The organism is Vreelandella sp. GE22, from assembly GCF_968212445.1.
This window is the reverse complement of sequence record NZ_OZ309110.1, coordinates 3786482-3809597: the sequence shown is the minus strand read 5'-3', so window position 1 is coordinate 3809597 and position 23116 is coordinate 3786482. Positions and strand designations below refer to the sequence as shown.

At 61.3% G+C, this 23116-nt stretch carries 22 protein-coding genes; 11 read left to right on the top strand and 11 right to left on the bottom strand.

The genetic code is table 11. The annotated features are described in order from the left end of the window. The first annotated feature begins 175 nt into the window (after window positions 1–175). The 4 genes from gmk (at window position 176) to ACWHRL_RS17825 (ending at window position 3837) form a co-directional block, all read left to right on the top strand. A complete protein-coding gene (gene gmk / locus ACWHRL_RS17840; protein WP_447530410.1) occupies window positions 176–808 on the top strand; it encodes a guanylate kinase in 633 nt (210 codons plus the stop codon). A gap of 85 nt (window positions 809–893) precedes the next feature. Then, window positions 894–1151, top strand: coding sequence for a DNA-directed RNA polymerase subunit omega (gene rpoZ, locus ACWHRL_RS17835; protein WP_447530409.1), 258 nt, complete (start codon window positions 894–896; stop codon window positions 1149–1151). A gap of 27 nt (window positions 1152–1178) precedes the next feature. Next, entirely contained in the window at window positions 1179–3311 is a 2133-nt protein-coding gene (locus ACWHRL_RS17830; protein ID WP_447894708.1) for a RelA/SpoT family protein, read from the top strand. Between the two features lie 136 nt (window positions 3312–3447). After that, window positions 3448–3837: a RidA family protein gene (locus ACWHRL_RS17825; protein ID WP_447530407.1), complete on the top strand. Its 390-nt coding sequence runs from the start codon at window positions 3448–3450 to the stop codon at window positions 3835–3837. 63 nt (window positions 3838–3900) lie between these two features. Here ACWHRL_RS17825 and ACWHRL_RS17820 read toward each other — a convergent pair whose 3' ends face one another. Further along, window positions 3901–4779 (bottom strand): SDR family oxidoreductase, encoded by an 879-nt coding sequence (locus ACWHRL_RS17820; protein ID WP_447894707.1) that lies wholly within the window; start codon window positions 4777–4779, stop codon window positions 3901–3903. Between the two features lie 152 nt (window positions 4780–4931). Here ACWHRL_RS17820 and ACWHRL_RS17815 point away from each other — a divergent pair, with 152 nt between their 5' ends. Beyond that, window positions 4932–5843 carry a hydrogen peroxide-inducible genes activator gene (locus ACWHRL_RS17815; RefSeq protein ID WP_447894706.1) on the top strand — a complete coding sequence of 304 codons (912 nt, stop codon included), beginning with the start codon at window positions 4932–4934 and terminating at the stop codon, window positions 5841–5843. After that, the gene (recG, locus tag ACWHRL_RS17810) at window positions 5840–7918 is read left to right on the top strand and encodes an ATP-dependent DNA helicase RecG (protein WP_447896199.1); all 2079 of its coding nucleotides are present in this window, start codon (window positions 5840–5842) and stop codon (window positions 7916–7918) included. Before ACWHRL_RS17815 ends, recG begins: the two co-directional genes overlap by 4 nt. Before the next feature lie 4 nt (window positions 7919–7922). Here the strand turns inward: recG and yccS are convergent, their stop codons facing one another. The 4 genes from yccS to ACWHRL_RS17790 form a co-directional block, all read right to left on the bottom strand. After that, window positions 7923–10106, bottom strand: a complete 2184-nt coding sequence (yccS, locus tag ACWHRL_RS17805) for a YccS family putative transporter (RefSeq protein ID WP_447894705.1) — start codon at window positions 10104–10106, stop codon at window positions 7923–7925. 373 nt (window positions 10107–10479) lie between these two features. After that, a complete protein-coding gene (locus tag ACWHRL_RS17800) occupies window positions 10480–10836 on the bottom strand; it encodes a hypothetical protein (protein ID WP_447894704.1) in 357 nt (118 codons plus the stop codon). Further along, window positions 10836–11108 (bottom strand): HU family DNA-binding protein, encoded by a 273-nt coding sequence (locus ACWHRL_RS17795; RefSeq protein WP_447530402.1) that lies wholly within the window; start codon window positions 11106–11108, stop codon window positions 10836–10838. The genes ACWHRL_RS17800 and ACWHRL_RS17795 overlap by 1 nt, the downstream gene beginning before the upstream one ends. A gap of 104 nt (window positions 11109–11212) precedes the next feature. Then, the gene (locus ACWHRL_RS17790; RefSeq protein WP_447894703.1) at window positions 11213–12400 is read right to left on the bottom strand and encodes an FAD-dependent oxidoreductase; all 1188 of its coding nucleotides are present in this window, start codon (window positions 12398–12400) and stop codon (window positions 11213–11215) included. A 168-nt stretch (window positions 12401–12568) separates the two neighbouring features. Between ACWHRL_RS17790 and ACWHRL_RS17785 the strand changes: the two genes are divergently transcribed. The 5 genes from ACWHRL_RS17785 to ACWHRL_RS17765 all read left to right on the top strand — a co-directional run bounded on the left by ACWHRL_RS17785 (window position 12569) and on the right by ACWHRL_RS17765 (window position 16785). Further along, window positions 12569–13132: a chorismate--pyruvate lyase family protein gene (locus ACWHRL_RS17785; protein ID WP_447894702.1), complete on the top strand. Its 564-nt coding sequence runs from the start codon at window positions 12569–12571 to the stop codon at window positions 13130–13132. A 33-nt stretch (window positions 13133–13165) separates the two neighbouring features. Next, complete coding sequence (ubiA, locus tag ACWHRL_RS17780; RefSeq protein WP_447894701.1) at window positions 13166–14056, top strand: 4-hydroxybenzoate octaprenyltransferase; 891 nt, start codon at window positions 13166–13168, stop codon at window positions 14054–14056. 95 nt (window positions 14057–14151) lie between these two features. Beyond that, window positions 14152–14841 carry a phosphate regulon transcriptional regulator PhoB gene (gene phoB, locus ACWHRL_RS17775; protein ID WP_447530398.1) on the top strand — a complete coding sequence of 230 codons (690 nt, stop codon included), beginning with the start codon at window positions 14152–14154 and terminating at the stop codon, window positions 14839–14841. 3 nt (window positions 14842–14844) lie between these two features. After that, a complete protein-coding gene (gene phoR, locus ACWHRL_RS17770) occupies window positions 14845–16149 on the top strand; it encodes a phosphate regulon sensor histidine kinase PhoR (RefSeq protein ID WP_447894700.1) in 1305 nt (434 codons plus the stop codon). 294 nt (window positions 16150–16443) lie between these two features. Further along, window positions 16444–16785 carry a hypothetical protein gene (locus ACWHRL_RS17765; protein ID WP_447894699.1) on the top strand — a complete coding sequence of 114 codons (342 nt, stop codon included), beginning with the start codon at window positions 16444–16446 and terminating at the stop codon, window positions 16783–16785. Between the two features lie 352 nt (window positions 16786–17137). Here the strand turns inward: ACWHRL_RS17765 and cysZ are convergent, their stop codons facing one another. The 6 genes from cysZ to ACWHRL_RS17735 all read right to left on the bottom strand — a co-directional run bounded on the left by cysZ (window position 17138) and on the right by ACWHRL_RS17735 (window position 23032). Continuing rightward, window positions 17138–17869: a sulfate transporter CysZ gene (cysZ, locus tag ACWHRL_RS17760; protein WP_447530395.1), complete on the bottom strand. Its 732-nt coding sequence runs from the start codon at window positions 17867–17869 to the stop codon at window positions 17138–17140. 67 nt (window positions 17870–17936) lie between these two features. Next, window positions 17937–18662 carry a phosphate signaling complex protein PhoU gene (gene phoU, locus ACWHRL_RS17755; RefSeq protein ID WP_447530394.1) on the bottom strand — a complete coding sequence of 242 codons (726 nt, stop codon included), beginning with the start codon at window positions 18660–18662 and terminating at the stop codon, window positions 17937–17939. 29 nt (window positions 18663–18691) lie between these two features. Beyond that, complete coding sequence (gene pstB / locus ACWHRL_RS17750; RefSeq protein ID WP_447530393.1) at window positions 18692–19498, bottom strand: phosphate ABC transporter ATP-binding protein PstB; 807 nt, start codon at window positions 19496–19498, stop codon at window positions 18692–18694. Then, window positions 19483–20898, bottom strand: a complete 1416-nt coding sequence (gene pstA / locus ACWHRL_RS17745; RefSeq protein ID WP_447894698.1) for a phosphate ABC transporter permease PstA — start codon at window positions 20896–20898, stop codon at window positions 19483–19485. Before pstA ends, pstB begins: the two co-directional genes overlap by 16 nt. After that, the gene (locus ACWHRL_RS17740; RefSeq protein ID WP_447530391.1) at window positions 20898–22010 is read right to left on the bottom strand and encodes an ABC transporter permease subunit; all 1113 of its coding nucleotides are present in this window, start codon (window positions 22008–22010) and stop codon (window positions 20898–20900) included. The genes pstA and ACWHRL_RS17740 overlap by 1 nt, the downstream gene beginning before the upstream one ends. A 74-nt stretch (window positions 22011–22084) precedes the next feature. Further along, window positions 22085–23032 (bottom strand): PstS family phosphate ABC transporter substrate-binding protein, encoded by a 948-nt coding sequence (locus tag ACWHRL_RS17735; protein WP_447894697.1) that lies wholly within the window; start codon window positions 23030–23032, stop codon window positions 22085–22087. Between the last annotated feature and the right edge of the window lie 84 nt (window positions 23033–23116).

Sequence of the window (23116 nt, the reverse complement as noted above, 5' to 3'; positions counted from 1 at the left end):
CACTCCTTTCGATGACGTTCGTTGCGTGGCTGCTACCATGTCGTCTACTCATGTCTTCTACTACAGACCGCGCGGCAGTTATGCGATACTGCCCGCCTTTAGTGCGCACCGCGGCCAGCAAGCGTGGCGGCGTCACAGGGCTAACGACTGTTTTTATCAATTAGGGAAGCGTTTCATGTCCCAGGGTACGCTGTTTATCGTTTCGGCGCCGTCCGGCGCTGGCAAAACCAGCCTGGTTCGCGAGCTGATCGAGAGTATGGATGGCCTTCAGGTGTCGGTCTCGCATACCACACGGGGCCGCCGCGAGGGGGAAGTGGACGGGGTGAACTATCACTTCTGCCAGACCCAAACGTTCGAGACGATGATCGAGCGTGGCGACTTTTTCGAGTACGCCAGGGTCTTTGATAACTACTACGGTACCTCGCGTCAAGCCGTTCAGTCGCTGCTGGCCGCCGGCCAGGACGTGATTCTGGAAATCGACTGGCAGGGCGCGCAGCAGGTCAGAGCGCAGATGAAAGACGCCGTATCGATCTTCATTTTGCCGCCTTCCCGGGCCGAGCTCGAACGCCGCCTGGCCAGCCGGGGCACCGACGAGCACGCGGTGATCGAGCGGCGCATGCGCGATGCGGTCAACGAGATGACCCATTTCGACGAATACGACTACCTGGTCGTGAACGACGACTTCACCACCGCCCTTGGCGAGCTCACGTCGCTGGTCATCAGCCAGCGGCTAACGTGTGTTGCCATGCAGCATCGCCACGCACCGCTGCTCGAAGCGCTCTTGTCACAGGCGCCAACCGTCGAGTAATCTATCGGGTCAAGTTGCCCATTTTGCCGGGCTGGCAGGCGTTTTAAGCACTGCTGGCCCGGCGCCGTTATTAAAGGAAAGCCCCATGGCACGCGTAACCGTTGAAGATTGTTTGGAAAATGTTGAAAACCGCTTCAAGCTGGTGATGATTTCCACCCAGCGTGCCCGTCAGCTCGCCCGCGGCTCGCGGGATTCACAGCTGGCCTGGGAAAACGATAAACCGACGGTCCTGGCGCTGCGTGAAATTGCCGCGGGTCTGGTCGATCATACCGTGCTGGACGAGCCCGTCGAGGCACCGGTGCGTCAGCGCCCGGCCGCGCCTAGCGTCCAAATCGACGACTAAGCCTAAAACCGATCAGGGGCGCGGTAAATGTTCACCATCGATGACCTGGCCGACCGACTCGGCGGCTATTTACCCTTGGATGAAATCCAACAGGTCAAACGCGCCTTCTACTACGCCGAACAGGCCCACGACGGCCAGCGCCGCCGCTCCGGCGAGCCCTACGTTACCCACCCGCTCGCCGTGGCCAACATTTTGGCCAACATGCACATGGACCATCAGAGCCTGATGGCCGCCATGCTGCACGATGTCATCGAAGATACCGGGGTCTCGAAACACGCGTTGGGCGAGCAGTTCGGCCACCCGGTGGCGGAGCTGGTCGACGGTGTCTCGAAGCTGACGCAGATCACCTTCGAAGACAAGGCCGTCGCCCAGGCCGAGAACTTCCAGAAGATGGTGCTGGCGATGTCGCGGGATATTCGCGTCATCATCGTCAAACTCGCCGACCGCCTGCACAACATGCGCACCCTGGGGGCGCTTCGTCCGGACAAAAAGCGGCGCATCGCTCGTGAGACGCTGGAAATCTATGCCCGGGTGGCCGGGCGGTTGGGTATCAACACCATTCGTATCGAGCTCGAGGATCTCTCCTTTCAGGCGATCCATCCGATGCGCGCCGAGCGGATCAAGCGCGCGGTGGCCAAGGCCCGGGGTAACCGGCGCGGCGCGATGCGCGAAATACAGTCCTCGCTTCAACAAAGCCTCGACGACGAAGCGCTCAAGGGCACGGTGGTCGGCCGGCAAAAGCACCTGCTGTCGATCTATAAAAAGATGCGCGATCAGCGCAAGCCCTTTGCCGAAATCATGGACGTGTTCGGCTTTCGCATCATCACCGACGATGTGGCGAGCTGCTACCGCATCCTGGGCGTGGTCCACAACCTGTTCAAGCCGGTACCCGGGCGCTTCAAGGATTACATCGCCATTCCCAAAGCGAACGGCTACCAGAGCCTGCACACCACGCTCTTTGGCCAGCGCGGTATGCCCATCGAGGTGCAGATACGCACCCGTGAAATGGAAGCCATGGCGAACAACGGCATCGCCGCGCACTGGCTCTACAAGGCCGGCCAAACCTCCCATCCCATCGCCGAAGGCAGCCATGCTCGGGCGCGGGCCTGGGTGAAAGGGCTTTTGGAGATGCAGCGCCACGCCGGCGACTCGCTGGAGTTCATCGAGCACGTCAAAAACGACTTGTTCCCCGACGATATCTACGTCTTCACGCCCAAGGGCGACATCATGGAGCTCCCCCAGGGGGCGACGGTGGTCGATTTTGCCTACAGCGTGCACACCGATATCGGCAACAACTGCATCGCGTGTCGTATCGACCGCCACTTGGCGCCGCTTTCCACGCGCCTTGAAAGCGGGCAGACCCTTGAAATCATTACCGCCCCCGGCGCGCGGCCCAATCTCTCTTGGCTCAACTTCGTTTCCACCGCCAAGGCGCGTTCGGCCATTCGCCATGCGCTGAAACACCAGCAGCAGTCGGAAGCGATCATGCTGGGGCGGCGGCTTTTGAACAAGGCGCTCGCTTCCTTCGAGACGAGCCTCGAGGAGCTCGACGAACGGATCTTCCCCCGGGCTTTCAAGGAGCTGGATGTGTCGTCGTTGGACACCTTGCTCGAATCATTGGGCCTTGGCAATCGCATGGCCTACGTCGCCGCCCGGCGGCTGGTGGACGTTGCCCACGGCGCGGGCGGCGGCCCCAAACGGTTGGAAAACAGCGATGACGCCGTGGTGATCAGCGGCAGCGAAGGCATGGTGCTAAGCTTTGCCCGCTGCTGCCACCCGCTGCCCGGTGACCCGGTCGTCGGGCATTTATCCGTGGGCAAGGGCATCGTCGTGCATCGCAGCGAGTGCAAGAATTTGTCGGATTTGAAAAGCGATCCGGAAAAGCTCTTTAGCCTGGAGTGGTCGGAGAACATCGACGAAGACTTCCCGGTGGCGCTGCGTATCGAGATCGAAAGCCGCCGAGGCCTGGTGGCGGAGCTTGCAGGCCTTGTGACCGACGCCGACGCCAATATCGAGCGTATCGGCATCGAAGAGCGCGACGCTCGTCTATCCACGGTGAACCTGACGCTCTCGGTCAAGGGGCGGGTTCACCTGGCCCGCATCATGAAACGTATCCGCAACCTGCCAAGCGTCAGCAAAATAACCCGAATAGCCAACTAAGCCCTCCCTGGTCGCGCGCTTTCAATGCCTTTGATGCGCGGGCGGGAGCGGCTTTTTATGTACGGTTGGAAGGTTTTATTCGTTTAACACATTTATTAAAAATGCCATTGAATGGCCGCAACAGGAGCAAGGCACCATGAGCAATAAAGCCGTTATCAATACCGAGAAAGCCCCGGCCGCCATCGGCCCCTACTCCCAGGCCATCAAGGCGGGCAATACGGTTTATATGTCCGGTCAGATCCCGCTCGACCCGGAGTCCATGGAACTCGTAGCCGGTGATATCGAAGCTCAAACGCGTCAGGTGTTCACCAACTTGCAAGCGGTGTGCGAAGAAGCCGCCGGTACGCTTGCCGATATCGTCAAGCTCAACCTGTACCTGGTGGACCTGGATAACTTCGCCATCGTGAATCGTGTCATGGAAGAGTTCTTCAAGGCGCCGTTCCCCGCGCGCGCCGCGGTAGGCGTTCGCGCGCTGCCCAAGGGGAGCCAAGTGGAAGCCGAAGCCGTGATGATCATTGGCGACTAAGCGCTGCCGGTGAGCCAAAAAAAGAGCGAGCCCAAGGGCTCGCTCTTTTGTGTTGAAAAGCCGTTACGCTTTTTGTGGCTTGAAGCCGCCTTCCTTGAGGATCTGGGCGTAGCCCTCGCGAAAGCTCGGGTAGCGAAACACGTAGCCCGTCTCGCGGATACGGCTGTTATCGCAGCGTTTGCTGGTACGCCGGCGAAGCGGTGACTGCATGGTCTCGGTGGTTTCCACCTTGAGCTCTTTGGCAAGCCAGCTCATGACGTCGTACATGGTGGCAGGCTCAGAGTCGCTGCCCAGGTAAAGCTCGGCCAAGGGCTTGCCGCTCTCCTGACACTGGATCAGGTGGGCGAGTATGCCGGCGCAATCGTCGCGGTGAATACGGTTGGAGTAGATCGCCGGCGTTATGGCGGCCATACGCCCACCCAGCACCTGGTGAATCAGCCGGTCGCGGCCCGGGCCGTAGATGCCCGAAAAGCGCACTACCGTACCGGGCAGCGGGTGGTTCAAAAGCGCCTGCTCGGCTTCGCGCATCAGGCTACCGGAAAAGCTGGTGGAGTCCGTGGGGCTGACTTCGCTGACCGCTTCGCCCTCTTGCTGGCCATAAACGCTGGTCGAAGAGACGAAGAAAATACGCCGTGGCGGCACGTCGTGTTGCTCCAGTACGCTGAGCACGCGCTTCAAGCCATCCGGGTAGGCGCTTTGGTAGGCGCTCTCCTCGAAGCGGTCGGCGCTGACGGTGTAGATCACGTAGTCCGCTTGGGGTAGCGCCGTGGCGCTCGCCCCTTCAAGATGGTTAAGATCGAGGGCCAGGGGTTCGATACCAGTACCCTGTAACGACTCGGTTTGGCGGCGCACGCCCACCACGCGATGTCCTTCACTCAAGAGCTCGCGCCCCAGGGTGATGCCGATATCGCCACAGCCGATAATCAGTACAGTGAGTTTCACCTGCGCACTCCTCTTGATAAATATTCCCTATTAGATACAAAGTCCCTTTGAGATATGCCATCGTCAAAGAGGTTTGTCTGTCCTTGCCATCCCGTTCATGGCCACGACGATGCGTCACGACCTGCTACGAGAGGATGCCAGCCGGCACCGTTATGACTTTAACAGAACTTCGCTACATCGTAACCCTTGCACAAGAGCGCCACTTCGGCCGCGCTGCCGAGCGGTGTCACGTCTCCCAGCCGACGCTTTCGGTGGCGGTCAAAAAACTCGAGGACGAGCTCGACACGCCTTTGTTCGAGCGCTCCAAGTCCACGGTGCAGGTCACCCCGCTTGGCGAGAAGATCATCGCCCAGGCCCAGCGCGTGCTGGAGCAATCCAGTCTGATTTTCGAGCTGGCAAGCGCCGGGCGCGACCAACTGGCCAACCCGCTACGCATTGGGGCCATTTACACCATCGGGCCTTACCTTTACCCGCACCTGATTCCGGCGCTGGCCCAGGTGGCGCCGCAAATGCCGCTCTATATCGAAGAGGGGCTGACTGGCACGCTGCGTAGCAAGCTTAGAAGCGGCGAACTGGACGTGATCATCGTGGCGCTGCCGTTTACCGAAACCGACGTGGTGACCAAGGCGATTTACGACGAGGCGTTCGAGGTGCTGATCCCCAGCAACCACCCTTGGGCGGCGCGGGAGGCGATCGATAAGGAGGATCTGCTCGAGGAGCGGCTTTTACTGCTGGGTGAGGGGCACTGCTTTCGCGACCAGATACTGGAGGCCTGCCCGGCGATTACCCACAAGCTCAATAGCCCGAGCAATACGCTGATTGCCGAAGGCGGCTCCCTCGAGACGATCCGTCATATGGTGGCCTCGAAACTGGGCATTACGGTGCTGCCGCAGTCGGCGTTGGGTACAGATAAGCACGAGCAGTCGCTACTGACAAGCCGGCCTTTCGTGGCGCCGGCGCCTTCGCGTACCGTGGCCATCGCCTGGCGGGCGAGTTTTCCTCGGCCCAAGGCCATCGACGCCTTGATCGAGGCGATCAGCCAGTGCCGGCAGCCCGCGCCATGAACGAGCTCGACGCGCCGGTCACCGAGCTCAAGGGTGTCGGCGAGGCGCTAGCGCTCAAACTTGCACGGCTAGGGGTCGAGCGCGTGAGCGACCTGCTGTTTCACCTGCCGCTGCGCTATCAGGATCGTACCCGCGTCACGCCCATCGGGCTCTTGCGCGCGGGCAGCGAGGCCGTGATCGAGGGCGAAGTCACCGCCTGCGATATCGTCAAGGGGCGAAGGCGTAGCCTGCTGGTGCGCCTGCGCGACGCAAGTGGCATCCTGAGCCTGCGTTTTTTTCACTTCTCGCCGGCCCAAAGCCAGCAGCTGCGCCCCGGGGTCACGCTGCGCGCCTTTGGCGAGGCCCGCGCCGGCGCCACGGGTCTTGAGATCTACCACCCGGAGTACCGCCCAAGCGGCGCCGCCGAGACGCCGGTCGAAGAGCACTACACGCCGATTTATCCCACCACCGAAGGGCTGCACCAGACCCGGCTGCGCGCCCTCACAAGCCAGGCGCTCGCCAGACTAACCGAGGCCCCGCAGGCGTTGCCGGACATGATTTTGCCGGCGCTTGCCGAGCGTTTCGACCTGCCGGGGCTTCACGAAAGCCTCGCGCTTTTGCATCAGCCGCCGCCGGATGTGGACCTGGATACCCTGGCCCAGGGCCTGCACCCGGCCACCCGGCGGCTGGCCCTCGAGGAGCTTCTGGCCCACCAGCTAAGCCTTCGCGAGGTGCGCCTGCGCATCCAGGCCGATGGCGCGCCCAGGCTTCCCGCCGGGCGCAGCCTGCAAACCCGCTTTTTGACCCAGCTTCCCTTTGCGCTCACCGGCGCCCAGCGCCGGGTGCTCGAGGAGATCGAGCTCGACTTGGGGCAGAGCGCGCCGATGCTCAGGCTGGTTCAAGGCGATGTCGGTTCGGGCAAGACCGTGGTCGCCGCCATGGCCGCGCTTTCGGCGCTTTCCGGCGACTGCCAGGCGGCGATCATGGCGCCCACGGAGATCCTGGCCGAGCAGCACTACCGCTCCTTCAAGGCCTGGTTCGAGCCGCTGGGGATCGAGGTGGCGTGGCTTGCCGGCAAACTCAAGGGCAAAAGCCGGCTGGATGCCAAGGCGGCCATCGCCGATGGCCGGGCGCGCATGGTGGTCGGCACCCACGCGCTTTTCCAGGACGATGTCGCGTTCCACTGCCTGGGGCTTGCGATCATCGACGAGCAGCATCGTTTCGGCGTTCACCAGCGCCTGGCGCTGCGTGAAAAGGGCGAGGCGGGCGGGCTTACCCCGCACCAGCTGATCATGACCGCGACCCCCATCCCCAGAACGCTTGCCATGAGCGCCTACGCGGATCTGGACGTTTCGGTGATCGACGAGCTGCCGCCGGGGCGCACGCCGGTGAAAACCGTCGTGGTGTCTGATGAGCGCCGCCCGGAGGTGGTCGAGCGGATCCGCCGCGCCTGCAGCGACGGCCGCCAGGCCTACTGGGTCTGCACGCTGATCGACGAGTCCGAGGTATTACAGTGCCAGGCCGCCGAGGTCACTCGGGAAGAGTTGACCTCCGCGCTGCCGGAGCTTGCCATCGGCCTGATCCACGGGCGCATGAAAGCCGGCGAAAAAGCCGAGGTAATGGCAGCGTTCAAGGAAGGGGAGCTTGATCTGTTGGTCGCCACCACGGTGATCGAGGTGGGAGTGGACGTGCCCAACGCGAGTCTCATGATCATCGAAAACCCGGAGCGTTTGGGGCTTTCCCAGCTTCATCAGCTGCGCGGCCGGGTGGGGCGGGGTAGCCTGGAGAGCTTCTGCGTGCTGCTTTATCATCCGCCGCTCTCCAAAAGCTCCAAAGAGCGCCTGGGCGTGATGCGCGAAACCACCGACGGCTTTCGCATCGCTGAAAAAGATTTGGAGATTCGTGGCCCCGGCGAGGTACTGGGCACCCGCCAGACCGGGCTTGCCCAGATGAAAATCGCCGACCTGGAGCGCGATGCTGATCTGCTCGAACGGGTTACGGCCCTTGCCCAGGTGCTGCAAAGCGATAGCGAGGCCACCGCCGTGCTGGTGCGCCGCTGGCTGGGCGAGGCGGCCGGGCGCTACGGCCAGGTATAGCGGTTCATGAGGCGTCGGATTTGGTTTGGGTCAGCCGCCCGGCGCTCTGCGCCAGCGGCGTTAGCTGTTCGGCGATCAGCCGTAGCTGGCTCTGAATGGGCCGGTAAAGCGTAACGGCGTTGGCGTCGCTCTCGGGCGCTTGCGCCGGCTCGCCCAGCGCGTCCAGAAGCGCACGGGTCTGGTCTTCCAAATCCGTGACGGGCCGGCGCTTGTGGAGTTGCTCGGTCAGCGCCGCCAGTAGCTCGCTAATCCGTTTGGCCTGGGGCATCAGCGCGGCATCGTCTTCGGCTTCGGTTAGCCGGTGGCGGTGGGCGCCCAGCGCGGAAAGGTGGCTCAGCAGCGTATTGGAGAGCACCAAAAAGCGCAGGCCGCTGTCCGCATCCTGCTTGCGGTAGTGGCCCGGCTCGTGAAGCATGTTGGTCAAAAGCGTCGAAAACGCCGCATCGGCGTTGTGCGCGTTGCGCCGCGCCAGGCGGTAGCTCAAGTCGTCCTGCTTGCCCTCTTCGTACTGGTGGACGATCTCGTCGAGATAGCCGCGGTGGCTGGTCAGCACCTTGGCGGCTTCGCGGTAAAGTTTGCGTCCCTGCCAGTCCGGCAGAATGAAAAATACCGCAAGCCCGGCAATCACCGCGCCGATCAGCGTATCGAACAGCCGCGGCCAAATCAGATTAAAACCGTCGCCCACCTGGTTGAAGCTGCAAAGCACCAGCAGGGTGATCGAGGCGGTCGCGATCACGTAGTGCCGCTCCCGGTTGGCAAAGAACGCGACCCCGGCGGCGACCGCGATGATGCTTTGAATGCCGGGCTGGGGAAAAAGACTAATCGATGCCCAGCCAGCAATCAGCCCCAGCACCGTGCCCAGAATCCGCTGGGAGAGAAAGCGCCGGGTGGTCGCGAAATTGGGTCGGCAGACGAACAGCGTGGTGAGCAGGATCCAGAAGCCCTGTTCCGGGTCCAGCCAGTGCAAAATCGCGTAGCCCGCCATCAGCGCGGTGGAAAGGCGCACGGCGTGGCGAAAGGTCGGCGAGCCCAGCGTCAAATTCAAGCGCACGCGGCTCCAGGCATCCTTAAGGCTGGCCGGCGAGCGGTCATAAAGCGCGCTGTCGCGCCGCACCACGCTGCTGTCCGGGTTATGGGCGCTGGCGATCTGCGCCTCTAGTGTGGCCAGGTTGTCCGCCAACGCGTTGAGTGGGTGGATCAGGTTGCGCCACTCCGGGCGGCCGCGGTCGCGCAGGTTATCGATCGAGGCGCGCAGGTCGACCAACGCCTGCTCGCTTTGCTCATGGCTAAACGGCCGGTTCAATAGAAGCGATTTGGCCAGCTGGCGGCACGCCCGGCCCTGCTGGTCGAGAAGGCGCTGACAGCGAAACAGCACGTCGTGGTGGAAAAACGCCTCGGTCAGTGCGCCGTAGGGGTAGTGGGTGGAGCTTGCCCGCTCGTGGATATCCTGGGCCACGAAATAGATGCGCAGGTAACGGTTGAGCTTTTGGCTGCCGCGTTGGCCCTCCAGCCGCCGAAAGATCATCTCCTTGGCCTGATTGAGTGCGGCGACCACTTGGCCGTTTTGGTGCGCGAGCGCCACTCGACGCGCCTCGACATCCACTCCGCGCACCGGCTCAAAAAGCGCCGACTTGAGAATCAAAAACTCGCCCAGGGTTTTGTAGACCCGCGCCATGCTCTGCTTGAGCGGCTGGCGGGAAAAAAGCGCACACCAGATGACCGAAATGACCCCGTACCAGGCCGCCCCCGCCAGCAGCAGAAGCTGGCGCGAGGCCACGTCCGCATCCACGCCGCCGTGCTGCTCGATATTGATCATCGAATAGATCGACAGGATCAGCGTGCCCGAGGCGATCGTCGCGTAGCGCTGGCCGATGGCACCGAGCATGATCAGCGTAAACGCCGACACCCCCAGGCCCAACGCGAACAGCCACGGCCAGGGAAACAGCCACTGGACGATAAAAGAGGCCAGCGCAAAACATAACAGCGTGACCACCAGCGCCTGCAGGCGGCCCTGCCAGCTATCGTCGGTTTCCGAGAGCGCGCAGGCGATAATGCCCAAAAACAGCGGAATCACCAGCGCCACGTCGGCCTGTAGCACGCTAAAAAGCAGCGCCCCGCTAAAGGCGATAAACACGCGCAGGCTGTAGGCGAACTTGTCCAGGGTCCAAAGGCGGCGCAGGATCGGCATGGCGTCTCTTCGTTTGATTTATTAGACGTTAGTATAACAATGGCGGCGCGTGAGTTGCTATGGCGCACCTATCAAGCGGTTACTTTAGGATATTTCACCGATGCATTGGCCAACGCGACATAAAGCCGTTGCCCTGGACGTGTATTCGGATACACATGTAAGGAAAGGTGCTGGTATAGCGGGGTAAAAGGCGTTTCGCCTGGGACCAGGGTGGCAATCGTCAGGCACATCCAAAAAGGTGCAAACCGGCGCGTAATGGATGTATTGGCGGCTATTCGAAGAGGCGCTCAGCAACGCGTAAGCTTGAACGTGGCGATCAGCTTGCAGCAGACTAAAACAGCCCGCCCCCTTGGCGGGGGCGGGCTGTTAGCCGTTACAAATACTTCAAAAGCTTCTGCAGCTTGTTCATATCGCTGGAGTCGCCGACCAGGCGTACGTCGCCGTTCATCATGCCGTGCAGAAAGGCTTGCTGGGTCGGTTTTTTGAGTATTTTCAGCGCGGCGTCCTGGTCGCGAAAACGTAGTTCGAGATCCAGGTCGATGGGCAGGCCTTTACCGGTGTCGATGCCGTCAGGCGTCATTCGGTAGTGGCGGGCAGTGCCGAGGTCTTCCGTTGCAATGCCCCAGTCCAGACTGCGCATACGCTCAAGCTGTTCTTTGAAACGCGGCTTTCGCCGCAGTGCTCGCTTGAGCATCAAGCCAAGTAGCCACAGCGTTAGCCGGAGTTTCATTAGGAAACGGCGTCCTTGAGCGCTTTACCGGGCTTGAACGCCACGTTTTTGCTGGCCGGAATCTTCAGCGGCTCGCCGGTTTGCGGGTTCTTACCGGTACGGGCGGCGCGTTCGCGCACGGTGAAGGTACCGAAACCGATCAGGGCCACGTCTTCACCCTTGGCCACGCTATTGGTGATTTCATCAAGAATGACGTTCAGCACTTGGCCCGCTTTGTCTTTGGAAAGATCAGCGTTTTCAGCAATGGCAGCGGCGAGTTCAGGTTTGCGCATAAAAGGGGTCTCCCTGATAGAAAAAGTAAGCGTAACGCTTATGAGTGTTATTGAAAACAAACGAGTGTTTTAACTTTATGGCCTGATCTTCAATTGGTCGTGGATCAGCCTAGCAGCGCAGGCACCGCTCTGGAAAGCTCCACTTTCCTTTTGACGCAACTGCCTGTCAACGCAAACCCGACTAATTGGCCATCTTTATCTTCGCCAAGGGCGGCGAGTGCATCACCTTCACCCTCGATACGCCACTGTGCGACGGGCGCAGGCGGGGAATAGGCCACCACGGGCAGCAGCGGCGTTTTCACTACCACCGGCCAAGCGCCGAAGCTGACGGGGGTCGGGGTGCCGGCTAGGGTGGCCGCCAATGTCTTCACACTTGCTTGAAGGGGCTGTACGTACATGGCATTGACGCCGTCGACACAGGCGGCATCGCCCAGCGCGTAGATCGCAGCGTTAGAGGTTTGCAGATAGCGGTCCACCTGGATACCGCTTGGCGACACGTCAAGCCCGGCCTGGCGTGCAAGCGCTGTGCGCGGGGTCAGGCCGGTGGCCATTAGCACGGTATCCACGCGGCAGGTTTCGCCGTTATCGAGGGTGAGCACCAGATCGTCGTGTTCATCCGTTGCGATAGCGCTCACCGTGCGACCCAGCGCCAAGGCGATGCCGCCCGCTTCGAAGGCGCTGCCCAGCGCCTCGCCAAGCGGTGCGGGTAGAAGGCGCGGTAGCGGCGTGGCTTCCGGGGCGATTAGCGTGACCTGGTGACCCGCGGCGTGCAGGTCGTTGGCGAATTCGCAGCCGACCAGTCCTGCGCCAATGACCGCCACCCGGGCACTGCGCGAAGCCAGTGCTTCATGCAAGCCCCGGTAGTCCTCCAGGTCGTTCACGCTGAAAAAGCGCCCGGCCAGCGTGTCGGGCACGTCAAGGGCCATGCGTGGGCTGGCGCCGGTGGCCAGCACGAGCTTTTCGAAAGCAAGCTGCTCGCCGTTGGAAAGCGTCAGGCGGCGGCTATCGGCGTCGAGCGCGGTGACATGGGTATGGGCGCGCAGCGTGGCGTCGAGCTCGCGGGCCACCTCATCGGCGCTTTGCCTGGCGAGTGCCTCGGGTGCCAGGCGCTTGCCAAAGCCCGTGGAGAGCAGCGGTTTGCTGTACTCATCGCCGCTGTCGAAGCTCACCAGGGTGATCGAGCGGGCGTCACCTTGGCGCCGCAATGCCCGGGCCAGACCGACACCGGCCATGCCGGTGCCCAGGACGATCAGATCCACCGGCTTTTCGGTTTGAGAGAAGGAGTGGGTCATGTCATCACCCAGTGTTGGAACCATGATGTTTTAAATGACGGTCTTTAAGCGACTGTCTTTAAATGAACGGTCTTTAAATGAACGGTCTTCAAGAAAACGTCGTTGAGAAAAGTGCGTCAGAACGTCATGTTACACTAGCTTCAACGACTTGACCGCCCTGGAGGTCGCGTGGCTTCACACCTTTTGCACCCTACCCCCTACGCGCGCTGGCAACCCGTGAACGCGCTGCGCCCGGCCATGAGTGCTGCCTGGTGGCAGTGGGTGGCCTCGACCGATTCCCTGACCCAGCGGCTGGTCTCGGCAGGCCGGCCCAGCCCCTTTCGCGTGCAGCTTTTGCGCCAAACGGTGGGGGTGCCCACCCGCGACGAGGCGCAGGCATTGGGCCTGGCGCCGCGCCGCTTGGCCTGGCTTCGTGAAGTGGCCCTGTGCGTGGATGATGCCCCTTGGGTTGTGGCGCGTTCGGTGGCGCCTCTCGAGCAGCTTCAGGGGCAACACCTAAAACGCCTTGGCGAACGTTCACTGGGTAGCTGGCTGTTTCGCCAGCCGGACCTTGTACGCGGGCCCCTCTTTGCTACCCGCCAGCGGCCAGCGTTTGCCCGCCACTTGTGTCCTCCTGGGGTGGCCGGGGTATGGGCGCGGCGTTCGGTCTTTTATCACGCAGGCCTGGCGCTATTGGTCCAGGAGGCCTTTTTATCCACGATGGCGGATGATCTTGGCATGGCTTCGCGCTAGGCTAGACGCGCGTTTTGTCTTTGAGAGGTAAGCATGGATCGTTCACTGCTGCGTCCTACCGGGTGGTCTCGGGCGGCGGATTTCATCACCCTGATGCGCCTGGACCGGCCCATCGGCACCTGGCTTTTGATGTGGCCTACCCTTTGGGCGCTGTGGGTAGCCGCCGAAGGCGTGCCGGGGCGCGGCGTGCTGCTGATCTTTATCGCCGGGGTCTACACCATGCGCGCGGCGGGCTGCGTGGTGAACGACTACGCCGACCGCCACTTCGATGGCCACGTCAAGCGTACTAAAAACCGGCCACTGGCGACCGGGCGCATCAGCGAGACCGAAGCCAAACTGCTGTTCACCTTGCTGGTCGCCGCCTCCTTCGTGCTGGTCCTGCTGACCAACTGGTTTACCGTGGCCCTCTCGTTGGGCGGCGTGGCGCTGGCGTTTATCTACCCCTTCATGAAGCGCTATACCCATTTCCCGCAAGTGGTACTGGGCGCCGCGTTCTCCTGGGCGATCCCCATGGCGTTCGGCGCGGTACTGGGCTTCGTTCCTCTCGAAGCGTGGATCCTGTTTTTGGCCAACGTGCTGTGGACCGTCGCCTACGACACCCAATACGCGATGGTGGATCGTGACGATGACCTGAAAATCGGCATCAAGTCGACCGCCGTGCTGTTTGGCGAGGCCGACCGGCTGATCATCGGGCTGCTGCAGGCGGCCACGCTTGTGTTGCTGGCGCTGGTGGGCTGGCGTGTAGGGCTTGGCGGGTTCTTCTGGCTGGGCCTTGGGGCCATGGCGGTGACTTTCGTGCATCAGCAGCGCTTGATCGTGGGCCGCGAGCGCGACGCGTGCTTTCAGGCGTTTTTGAACAACCACTGGTCGGGGCTTCTGGTATTTGCCGGGCTGGCATTGAGCGGGTGGCCGGTGACAGGCTAATGTCGAAGTTGTCATAAAACTGTCACCCGTGCATGGTGTGATTGTCACCGATATGTCATCGAACCACTTTCGTCTGGACACCGTGAGGCCTGCCAATGACCGCCAAGACCGTTTTGATCGTCGATGATGAGGCACCTATTCGTGAGATGATCGCGGTGGCGCTGGAAATGGCGGACTATCGCGTGCTCGAAGCGGACAATGCCCAGGACGCCCACGCCCTGGTCGTGGATCATCAGCCGGACCTTCTGCTGCTTGACTGGATGATGCCCGGCACCAGTGGGATCGAGCTTGCAAGGCGCCTGAAGCGCGAAGAGGCGACCGCCGAGATCCCGATCATCATGCTGACCGCCAAGGGCGAAGAAGATAACAAGATCCAGGGCCTCGAAGCGGGGGCTGATGACTACATCACCAAGCCGTTTTCGCCTCGCGAACTGGTGGCGCGTTTGAAAGCGGTGCTGCGCCGAACGACGCCACGCGGCGTGGAAGACCCCATCGAAATCAACGGTTTGATGCTCGATCCGGTAAGCCATCGGGTCAGCGCCCACGGCAAGGCATTGGATATGGGGCCCACCGAATACCGCTTACTGCAGTTTTTCATGACCCACCAGGAGCGCGCCTACACCCGCAGCCAACTGTTGGATCAGGTATGGGGCGGCAACGTCTACGTCGAAGAGCGCACCGTGGATGTGCATATCCGCCGTCTGCGCAAGGCGTTGGGCGATGTCCACCAGAACCTGATTCAAACGGTGCGCGGCACCGGGTACCGCTTCTCCGCCCGGGTGTAGCGCGTGCGTTTGTGGAGCCGAGAGCTTTGGCGTATCGCGGGGCTGGCCACCCTCGGCGTCGTCCTGGGTTGGCTGTTTGGCTCGCCGGGGCTGGGGCTGTCCGCGGGTTTGGGGGCGTGTCTTTTCTACCATCTGCGCCAACTGCGTACCCTGCACCAGTGGCTGACGTTCACGCCCAACGAAGAGCCCCCCGCGGCCAAGGGGCTATGGGGTGAGCTGCTGGACCGGCTTTACCGCTATCAGAAAAGCCAGCGAATCACGCAAAGCCGACTAAGAGCCACCTTGGCGCGCATTCAGGAGTCCTCCGAGGCGATGCGCGACAGTGTGGTCATGCTCGACCGCAACGGTGATCTCGAATGGTGGAACAGCGCCGCCCACCAGATGCTGGGACTGCAAACCGCGCACGACCGCGGCCAGCACATTACCAATTTGCTGCGCGATCCCGCCTTCGTACGCTACTTCTCGGCGCGTCAGTACAGCGAGCCATTAACGCTTACCTCGCCCATCGACGAGCGGCGTATTCTCGAGTATCAAATCACGCTCTACGGCGATGACGAGCGCCTGGTGATGGCGCGCGACATTACCAGGCTGCACCGCCTGGAGCAGATGCGCCGTGACTTCGTGGCCAACGTGTCCCACGAGTTACGCACGCCGCTTACCGTGCTTTCGGGTTACCTGGAAACCTACAGCGATTTAAAAGACGAGCTGCCGCCCCGGTTGGGGCGCAGTATCGGCCAAATGCAGGCGCAAACGTTGCGTATGCAGAACCTGGTCAATGACCTGCTACTGCTTTCCCGGTTGGAAATCGACCAGGGCGGCAAGGATCATCAGCCGTTGGCGCTGGCGCCACTTTTACAAAGCATTCACCAGGATGCCAACGCTCTTTCCCAGCAGCAGCATACCGAGTCCCAGCGTATCGAGCTTGTGATCGAAAGCGACGCGCGGCTGATCGGAAGCGAGCAGGAGCTTCGAAGCGCCGTTTCCAACCTGATGTTCAACGCCGTGCGTTACGCCCCTGGGGGGAGCGAGATCACCCTGCGTTACGCCCCCCTTCCCGACGGCGGCGTGTGTATCGAAGTGGAAGATAATGGACACGGTATCGACCCGGTCCATATTCCCCGCCTGACCGAGCGCTTCTACCGTGTGGATAAAGGCCGCAGTACGGCCACTGGCGGCACCGGGCTCGGGCTTGCCATCGTGAAACACGTCCTGCTGCGCCACGATGGCAAGCTTCAAATCGACTCTCACCCTCAGCAGGGGGCGCGTTTTCGCTGCGTCTTTCCCGTCTCGCGTATTGCTCAGACCTAGGTATATGAGACCAAAGTTGTACAGTGTGTCAAAATGGCATACAAGAATGGGTCACAAATTGTCTATGTGTCATTATTAGCCACTTTTTATTGATGCAAACGCTGTTGTCCAGCTTTCTGTATAAGACTTGTAATATTTTAAGTTGCTGTTTTTAAAGTTATATTGATTTTTATGCCATGTTTGGCACAGCCTCTGCAAAGCTTTTGGTAAGAAAGACAGCTGCTTCAAAGTAGTCGACCGAAAGGTACTCTTTCTTACTTTAAGCGGTAACCACAGCGATTCAGGAGGTGGAATATGATGTCCAAGGAGCTACTCAAGAAAGCCGGTATCGTAGGTATTTCGTTTGGTCTGTTGGCAAGCCCGATGGCATTCGCAGATACCACCGATCATCCGTCGATCGAAGAAAATCAGGACAGCATGGTCGAGCACGATCCGGCGCAAGAGTCATCAGGTGTCAACATGAACACCAACACCAATGACAACCCGGATTACACTCAGGAAGAGCTTGAAACCGACCATCACACCCAAGGCCCCAACGATGAAACTATCGGTGAGCCGGACTCAATGGGTACTTCCACTGAAGAGGGTTCAGAAACCTCTCCGGAAGGCGTTGTCGAGAAAAACTCTGAGTCGTAAGTAACATTTTGTTGCAATTTACGTACAAAACATTACGCTTAGGGAGTGAGCATTTATAAGGGACAGGATGTCCCACCGCATGGATGCTCCAAACGATTCAAGGATTGAATCAAGCGACGATCAAAAACGTTAGTTAGGGTTAGATTCCACGGTTGGAGCCCCTCAAAAGGATAGGAAGCTTTCGTTAAGCATCGCAATCGCTAAGCATAAATGAAGACCCCGCCTTGTAGCGGGGTCTAGTTTTTATGGGTATAACGTTTTGTTTGCTGTGAGCCTTTTGATCACTATAAAGGTTTGCGCCTCGATCCTCTCCTGTATCCCATGTTTCAAAAGCCTGCGATACCAGCCAGCCTCAATCATGAGTCAACTGCTTGATATCCCGGTAATGGGCGTCCCACATCAGCACCGCTCCGGCCACGGCCCCGGGTAGCAAGAAAAGGTTGGCAAGCGGTATCCAGGTAATCAGCGTGACAAGCCCCCCGTAGCTCATGCTCGGCCACCAGCGTGCGGCCAGGCGTTGGCGCATGTCTTTAAAGCTCACCTTGTTGTTATCCATGGGGTAGTCCAGGTAGGTGATGGCCATTACCCATGCGGAAAAAAGCGCCCAGAGTAGTGGAGCCACTAAATTGAGCCCGGGTATCCAGCTTAGAATGAACAGCAGAGCAGCGCGGGGCAAAATATAGCGCAGCTTGACCAGCTCGCGCCCCACGGCGTCCAGAGCCGTTTTCGCCAGGCCCCGGTCGTCCAGCGGCTCGACACCGGTGGCGCTGCGCTCTATGTGAGCGGCCAAAAAGCCGTAAAAAGGAGCGGCGATTAGATGCGTCACCAGCGTGAAGGTAAAAAATATCGCCACCAGCAGGCTCAAGACGAACAGCGGCCAGATCAGCCAGGAGAGCCAGTCAAGCCAGGCCGGTATGCTCGCCATGGCATGGTCCAGCCAGCCGGAAAAGCGCCGAGCAGTGAAGCTTGCAAGACTGATGTAGACGATCAGATTGATCAGGATGGGTAGAAATATATAGCGCCGTAGTCCTTTTCGATAGACCAGGCGAATGCCCTGGCTCAGGGCGGAGACCGCAGTTAGCATCGAGGATCCTTATAAATACGCCCAGTTGGAATGCCTGGGCGTATTGCAGGCTCAACGCTTTAAAAGGTCAAGGCTTTTTTAGCATCTGCTCATCGAGGCTTTCTGGCGCGGTGTGGCGAATATCGAGCCCTTTCACCAGGTAGACGACGTACTCGGCCAGGTTGTTGGCGTGATCGCCCACGCGCTCGAGCGCTCGCAGCACCCACATGATGCTCAGCACCGAGCTGATCGAGCGCGAATCCTCCATCATGAAGGTCATCAGCGAGCGCATGGCGCTGCCGTATTCGTCGTCCACGGATTCGTCTTCGCGCACGACCTGCATGGCAAGTTCGGTATCGAAGCGGGCAAAGGCGGTGAGCGCATCGCGCAGCATCTTGCGAACGTGCTCGCTAATATGGCGCACCTCGACGAGGCCACGAATACCGCTGCTGTTGTCGGATAGCGTCAGGGCGTTACGCGCGATCTTGCTGGCTTCGTCGCCGATGCGCTCCAAATCCGACGTGGCGCGAATCACCGCCAGTACCAGGCGCAGGTCCGAGGCGGCGGGTTGGCGCCTGGCGAGTACGCGGGTGCACTCCTCGTCGATCTTCAACTGCATGTCGTTGACCTGGCGGTCGTTGTCGCGCACCTCTTCGGCCAAGTGGCTGTCGTTTTCCATCAGCGCGTGTACGGCGTTTTGTACCTGCTTTTCGACCAGCCCACCCATCGCCATCAGACGGGTTTTCAGCTCTTCCAGCTCCTGATTGAACTGGCGCGAAATATGCTGGCTATGGGTATCGCTTGTAATATCCATCGAGCACTCCTGCGGGGATCGGCGCCGGGCTATGTGACCCGGCCGGTGATGTAGTTTTCGGTCCGCTGCTGTTTCGGGTTGGTAAAGACCTGGTCGGTCGGGCCGTATTCGACGAGCTCGCCGTTATTTAAAAAGGCGGTGTAATCGGATACTCGAGCGGCCTGCTGCATGTTGTGCGTCACCAGCACCAGGGTCAGCTCGTTTTTAAGATTGCGAATCAACTCCTCGATTTTGAGCGTGGAGATCGGATCCAGTGCCGAGGCCGGCTCGTCGAGCAGCAGTACGTCGGGCCTGACCGCTAGGGTGCGCGCGATCACCAGCCGCTGCTGTTGGCCGCCGGATAAAAGCCACGCCGAGCGGTGCAGGCGATCCTTCACCTCGTCCCAAAGCGCGGCGGAGCTAAGCGCCCACTCGATGATGTCGTCGCGCTTGCGCTTGGGCAAGCGCCGCTCCAGGCGCAGGCCAAAGGCCACGTTTTCGTAGATCGACATCGGGAAGGGGTTGGGGGTTTGAAACACCATGCCCACTCGACGGCGAAGCTCGCTCACATTGATGTCCGCCTCGAAAATATCGCGCTCTTCAAGCTCGATACGGCCGTGATGAACGGCGCTTTCGTTAAGGTCGTGCAGCCGGTTGAACGCGCGCAAAAGCGAGGACTTACCGCACCCGGAGGGGCCGATAAACGCGGTGACCCGGTGGCGCGGCACTTGCAGCGTTAGCGCCTTGAGCGCGGGTTTGCCGCCATAGGTCAGGCTGAAGTCCTGGACATTCAAACAGCGCTGTTCGGCGTCGAACGTCACTACCGGCGGCGGTGCGACTTTCAAGGGCGCGACCATGACTCTCCTCGTTGACGCCGTAAATAATGACGTAGAAATATGGCAGTTAGGTTAAGCACCAGCACGATCAGCACCAATAAAAGCGCCGTGGCGTAAACCAGCGGAATGGCGGCCTCGACATCATCGCCATGAAAAGCGGTATCAAATAGATGATAGCCAAGATGCATGAATTTGCGCTCGAGATGCAGGTAGGGAAACTCCCCGTCCAGCGGCATCTGCGGGGCCAGCTTGGCGACGCCGACCAGCATCAGCGGTGCTACTTCTCCCGCGGCCCGGGCCACGGCCAGAATCACGCCGGTCAGCATTGCCGGTGTCGCCATGGGAAGCACGACCCGGGTCAGCATCTCCAGACGGGTCGCGCCCAGCGCCACGGCGCCTTCGCGCTGGGCGATGGGCACGCGTGCCAGGCCCTCTTCGGTGGCCACGATCACCACCGGCAGCGTCAGCAGGGCAAGCGTCAATGAGGCCCACAAAAGCCCACCGGTACCGAAGGTGGGCGAGGGCAGGGCGTCATCGAAAAACCAGCGGTCGATCGAGCCCCCTACGCCGTAAACGAACACGCCTAACCCGAACACGCCGTAAACGATCGAAGGGACACCGGCCAGGTTGCGCACGCCGATACGCACCAGCCGGGTCAGGCGATTCTGATGGGCGATCTCGTTGAGATAGATCGCCGCCAGTACACCAAAGGGCGTCACGATCACCGACATCAAAATCACCATTAAAAGCGTGCCGAAAATGGCCGGCCAGACCCCGCCGCCGGTATTGGCCGCCCGTGGGCCTTCGCTCAAAAATCGCCACACGCCTCGCCCCCAAACGGCGGTTTTTTCCAGAAAGGAGAGCGCATTGGGCGTCTGGAAAGCGCTGACGCTTGAAAGCGGCTGCACCAGGCGCTGCCCCTGGCTGGTGAGCAGTATTAGCTGGCCGTCCGGGCGGTGCTCCCGGGGTGTATCGACCAACCCGGCAACGCGCGTTCGGGCGGCGGTGCCGGTTAGACGCTCGCCTTCGAGCTCCAAAGTGCTCAGACGGCCGATGATATCCCCCCTGGGGCTTCGCTCGAGCCGTACCACGTCATCGGGGGTGGACCGGCTTGTGATCTCGTCCAGCGCGATCCAGCGCCAGTCGGCGCCGGTTCGTTCGCGGTTGCCGGTAAAGTAAAGCCGCTCGGCGCCCTCGCCCTGGGGAATGGGGGCTTCGCGTATTGGCTGGCCGATCACCTGCTCGCCGGAGCGCAGCGTCAGCTCTTCGAGCGTGGCCGGCCAGAAATGCCCCAGCCCTTTGACGGTGAGCAGCGTGAGCAGCGTCGCCAGCATCAAAAGCGACAGCGCTACGCAGCCGGCGCAGAGCCAGGCCCACAGGGTATCGCCTGGCCAAAAGCGGCGCTGACCAGCGCGTACCATCAATACCCCCCCAGCCGCTGGTAGCGGCGGCGCAGGCGCTGGCGAACGACTTCCGCCAGGGTGTTGACCAAAAAGGTGAACATAAATAGCACGAGTGCAGCCAAAATCAGCAGGTGATAGGTCATCCCGTCCGGCGGCGCCTCGGGCAGCTCGATGGCGATCGCCGCCGAAAACGAGCGCAGCCCCTCGAAGGGGCTCAGGCTCATGAGCGCGGCGTTACTGCTCGCCATGAGGACGATCATGGTTTCGCCCACGGCGCGGCCGGCGCCGATCATCACCGCCGAAAAGATGCCCGGCCCCGCCATGGGCAGGGCGACCTTCCAAAGCGCCTGCCAGCGGCTGGCACCGAGGGCCTGGGCGCCTTCCATCAGCGTTTGGGGCGTCCCGTAAAGCGCATCTTCGGCCAGCGAATAAACGCTTGGAATGATGGCAAACCCCATGGCAAGGCCGACGATCAGCGTATTGCGGGTGGTGTAATCGATGCCGAAGCGCTGATCCAGCAGCCGGGCCAGGTCGCCGCCCAGCCACTGCTGCTCGATCATGGGCGCAAGCCAGAGGGCGAGTGCCGCCATGACGGCGAACCAGGGCAACAGCCAGAGCCCGGCCCGGTCGAGCGATAGCCTTCGGCGCAGCGCTTTCGGCGACCTATGCCATAAAACGCCTGCCAGCGCCGCGCTCAGTGGCAGCCACACCAGAAGTGTCAGCGTGCTGGCAAGGTGGTGCTCCACCCAGGGCGCCAGCACGAGCCCCGCCACGAAGCCGATGACGACGCCGGGCACCGCCTCCATCAGCTCCAGGGTCGGCTTGATCCGCGCACGAAGCCGCTCGGTCATGAACAGGGCCGAAAAAACCGCCGCGCCCAGCGCCAACGGCACCGCCAACAGCAGCGCAGCCAGGGCGGCCTTGAGCGTGCCCCAGGCCAGAGGCGACAGCCGCGCCAGCGAGAAATCGTCGAACCGGGTCAACAGCGGAAGCGTTTCCCATACCAAAAACACGCCGATGGCCAGAATCGCCAGCAGCACGCCAACGCCGGCGGCGGTGATCATGGCGATGGCTAAACGGTCCTTGAGTGTTCGCCAGGACAAAGGCCCAGGCAAGGCAGATCGCGTCATAGGAACATCATAAGAGAGCGCGTGGGGTAACCGGAGTGGAGCATCAGCTCTCCTTAACGTAAGTCATTTTTATGTCAATCGTGTGACAGCGGCGGCGTTTCGAGCTGCTCGGCGGTGAGCGGTACAAAGCCTGCGTCCCGCACGATTTGCTGGCCCTCGAGGGACATGATCAGTTCGATGAAGGCCTGCTCCACCGGGGGCAGCGGCGTATCGGGAGCGGCGTTCACGTACAGGTACAAATCTCTTGAAAGCGGATACTCGTCGCTTTGGATCGTCGCCTCGGTGGGGAAGATCGCTTTGCCCTGGCCATCGATGATGCCCAGCGGGTGCACCATGGGCGTCAGGTGGTGATAGCCGCTATAGCCCATGGCGTCCGGCGCGTGGCCCACCGCGGCCACGACCGCCGAAGAGCCCGGGTATTCGCTGATATCGGCCCGAAACTGCCCGCCGCAAAGCGCCCGCTGGCGGAAAAGATCGAAGGTGCCCGAGGCCAGGTTGCGCCCGCTGAGCGCGATGCGCCCATAAGGCCACTGTGGCGGTGGCGCGATGTCGGCCCAGCGGCGAATCGGTGTGCTTCCACCGCAGGCGCGGGTGGTGGAAAAGATGGCGTCCAGCGCCTCGGGGGTCAGCGCGTTCAAGGGGTTGTGTCGGTGCACCACCACGACCAACGCATCCCGGGCGACGCGAAGTTCGCGTGGCGGATAGCCGTAGCGCGCTTTGAAGCGGGCACGCTCGCCTTCGCTCATGGGCCGCGACATGGGGGCGAGACGCGTCGTCCCCGCGGTGAGCGCCGACGGTGCAATCGCCGAGCCGCCCGCCTGAAACTGCACGTTGATATCCGGATAGCGCGCGGTGAGCGCCTCGCCCCAGCGCAGCACCAAACTCGCCATGGTGTCGGAGCCGGTCGCCCCCAGGGTGCCGCTAATCGGCGCGCTCGCAAAGACCGGCGCGCTGAGCCAAAGCAGCAGCCAAAGCGCAAGGCTTACGTATCTATTGGCTGGGCGTAACCCGCGACTCTTCAAACGATCCACCTCTTGTGATTAGCTGACGCCGGATGCTAACCGTGCCATCATGTCCGCATCCTGTTACAAAAATACGTTACAGCC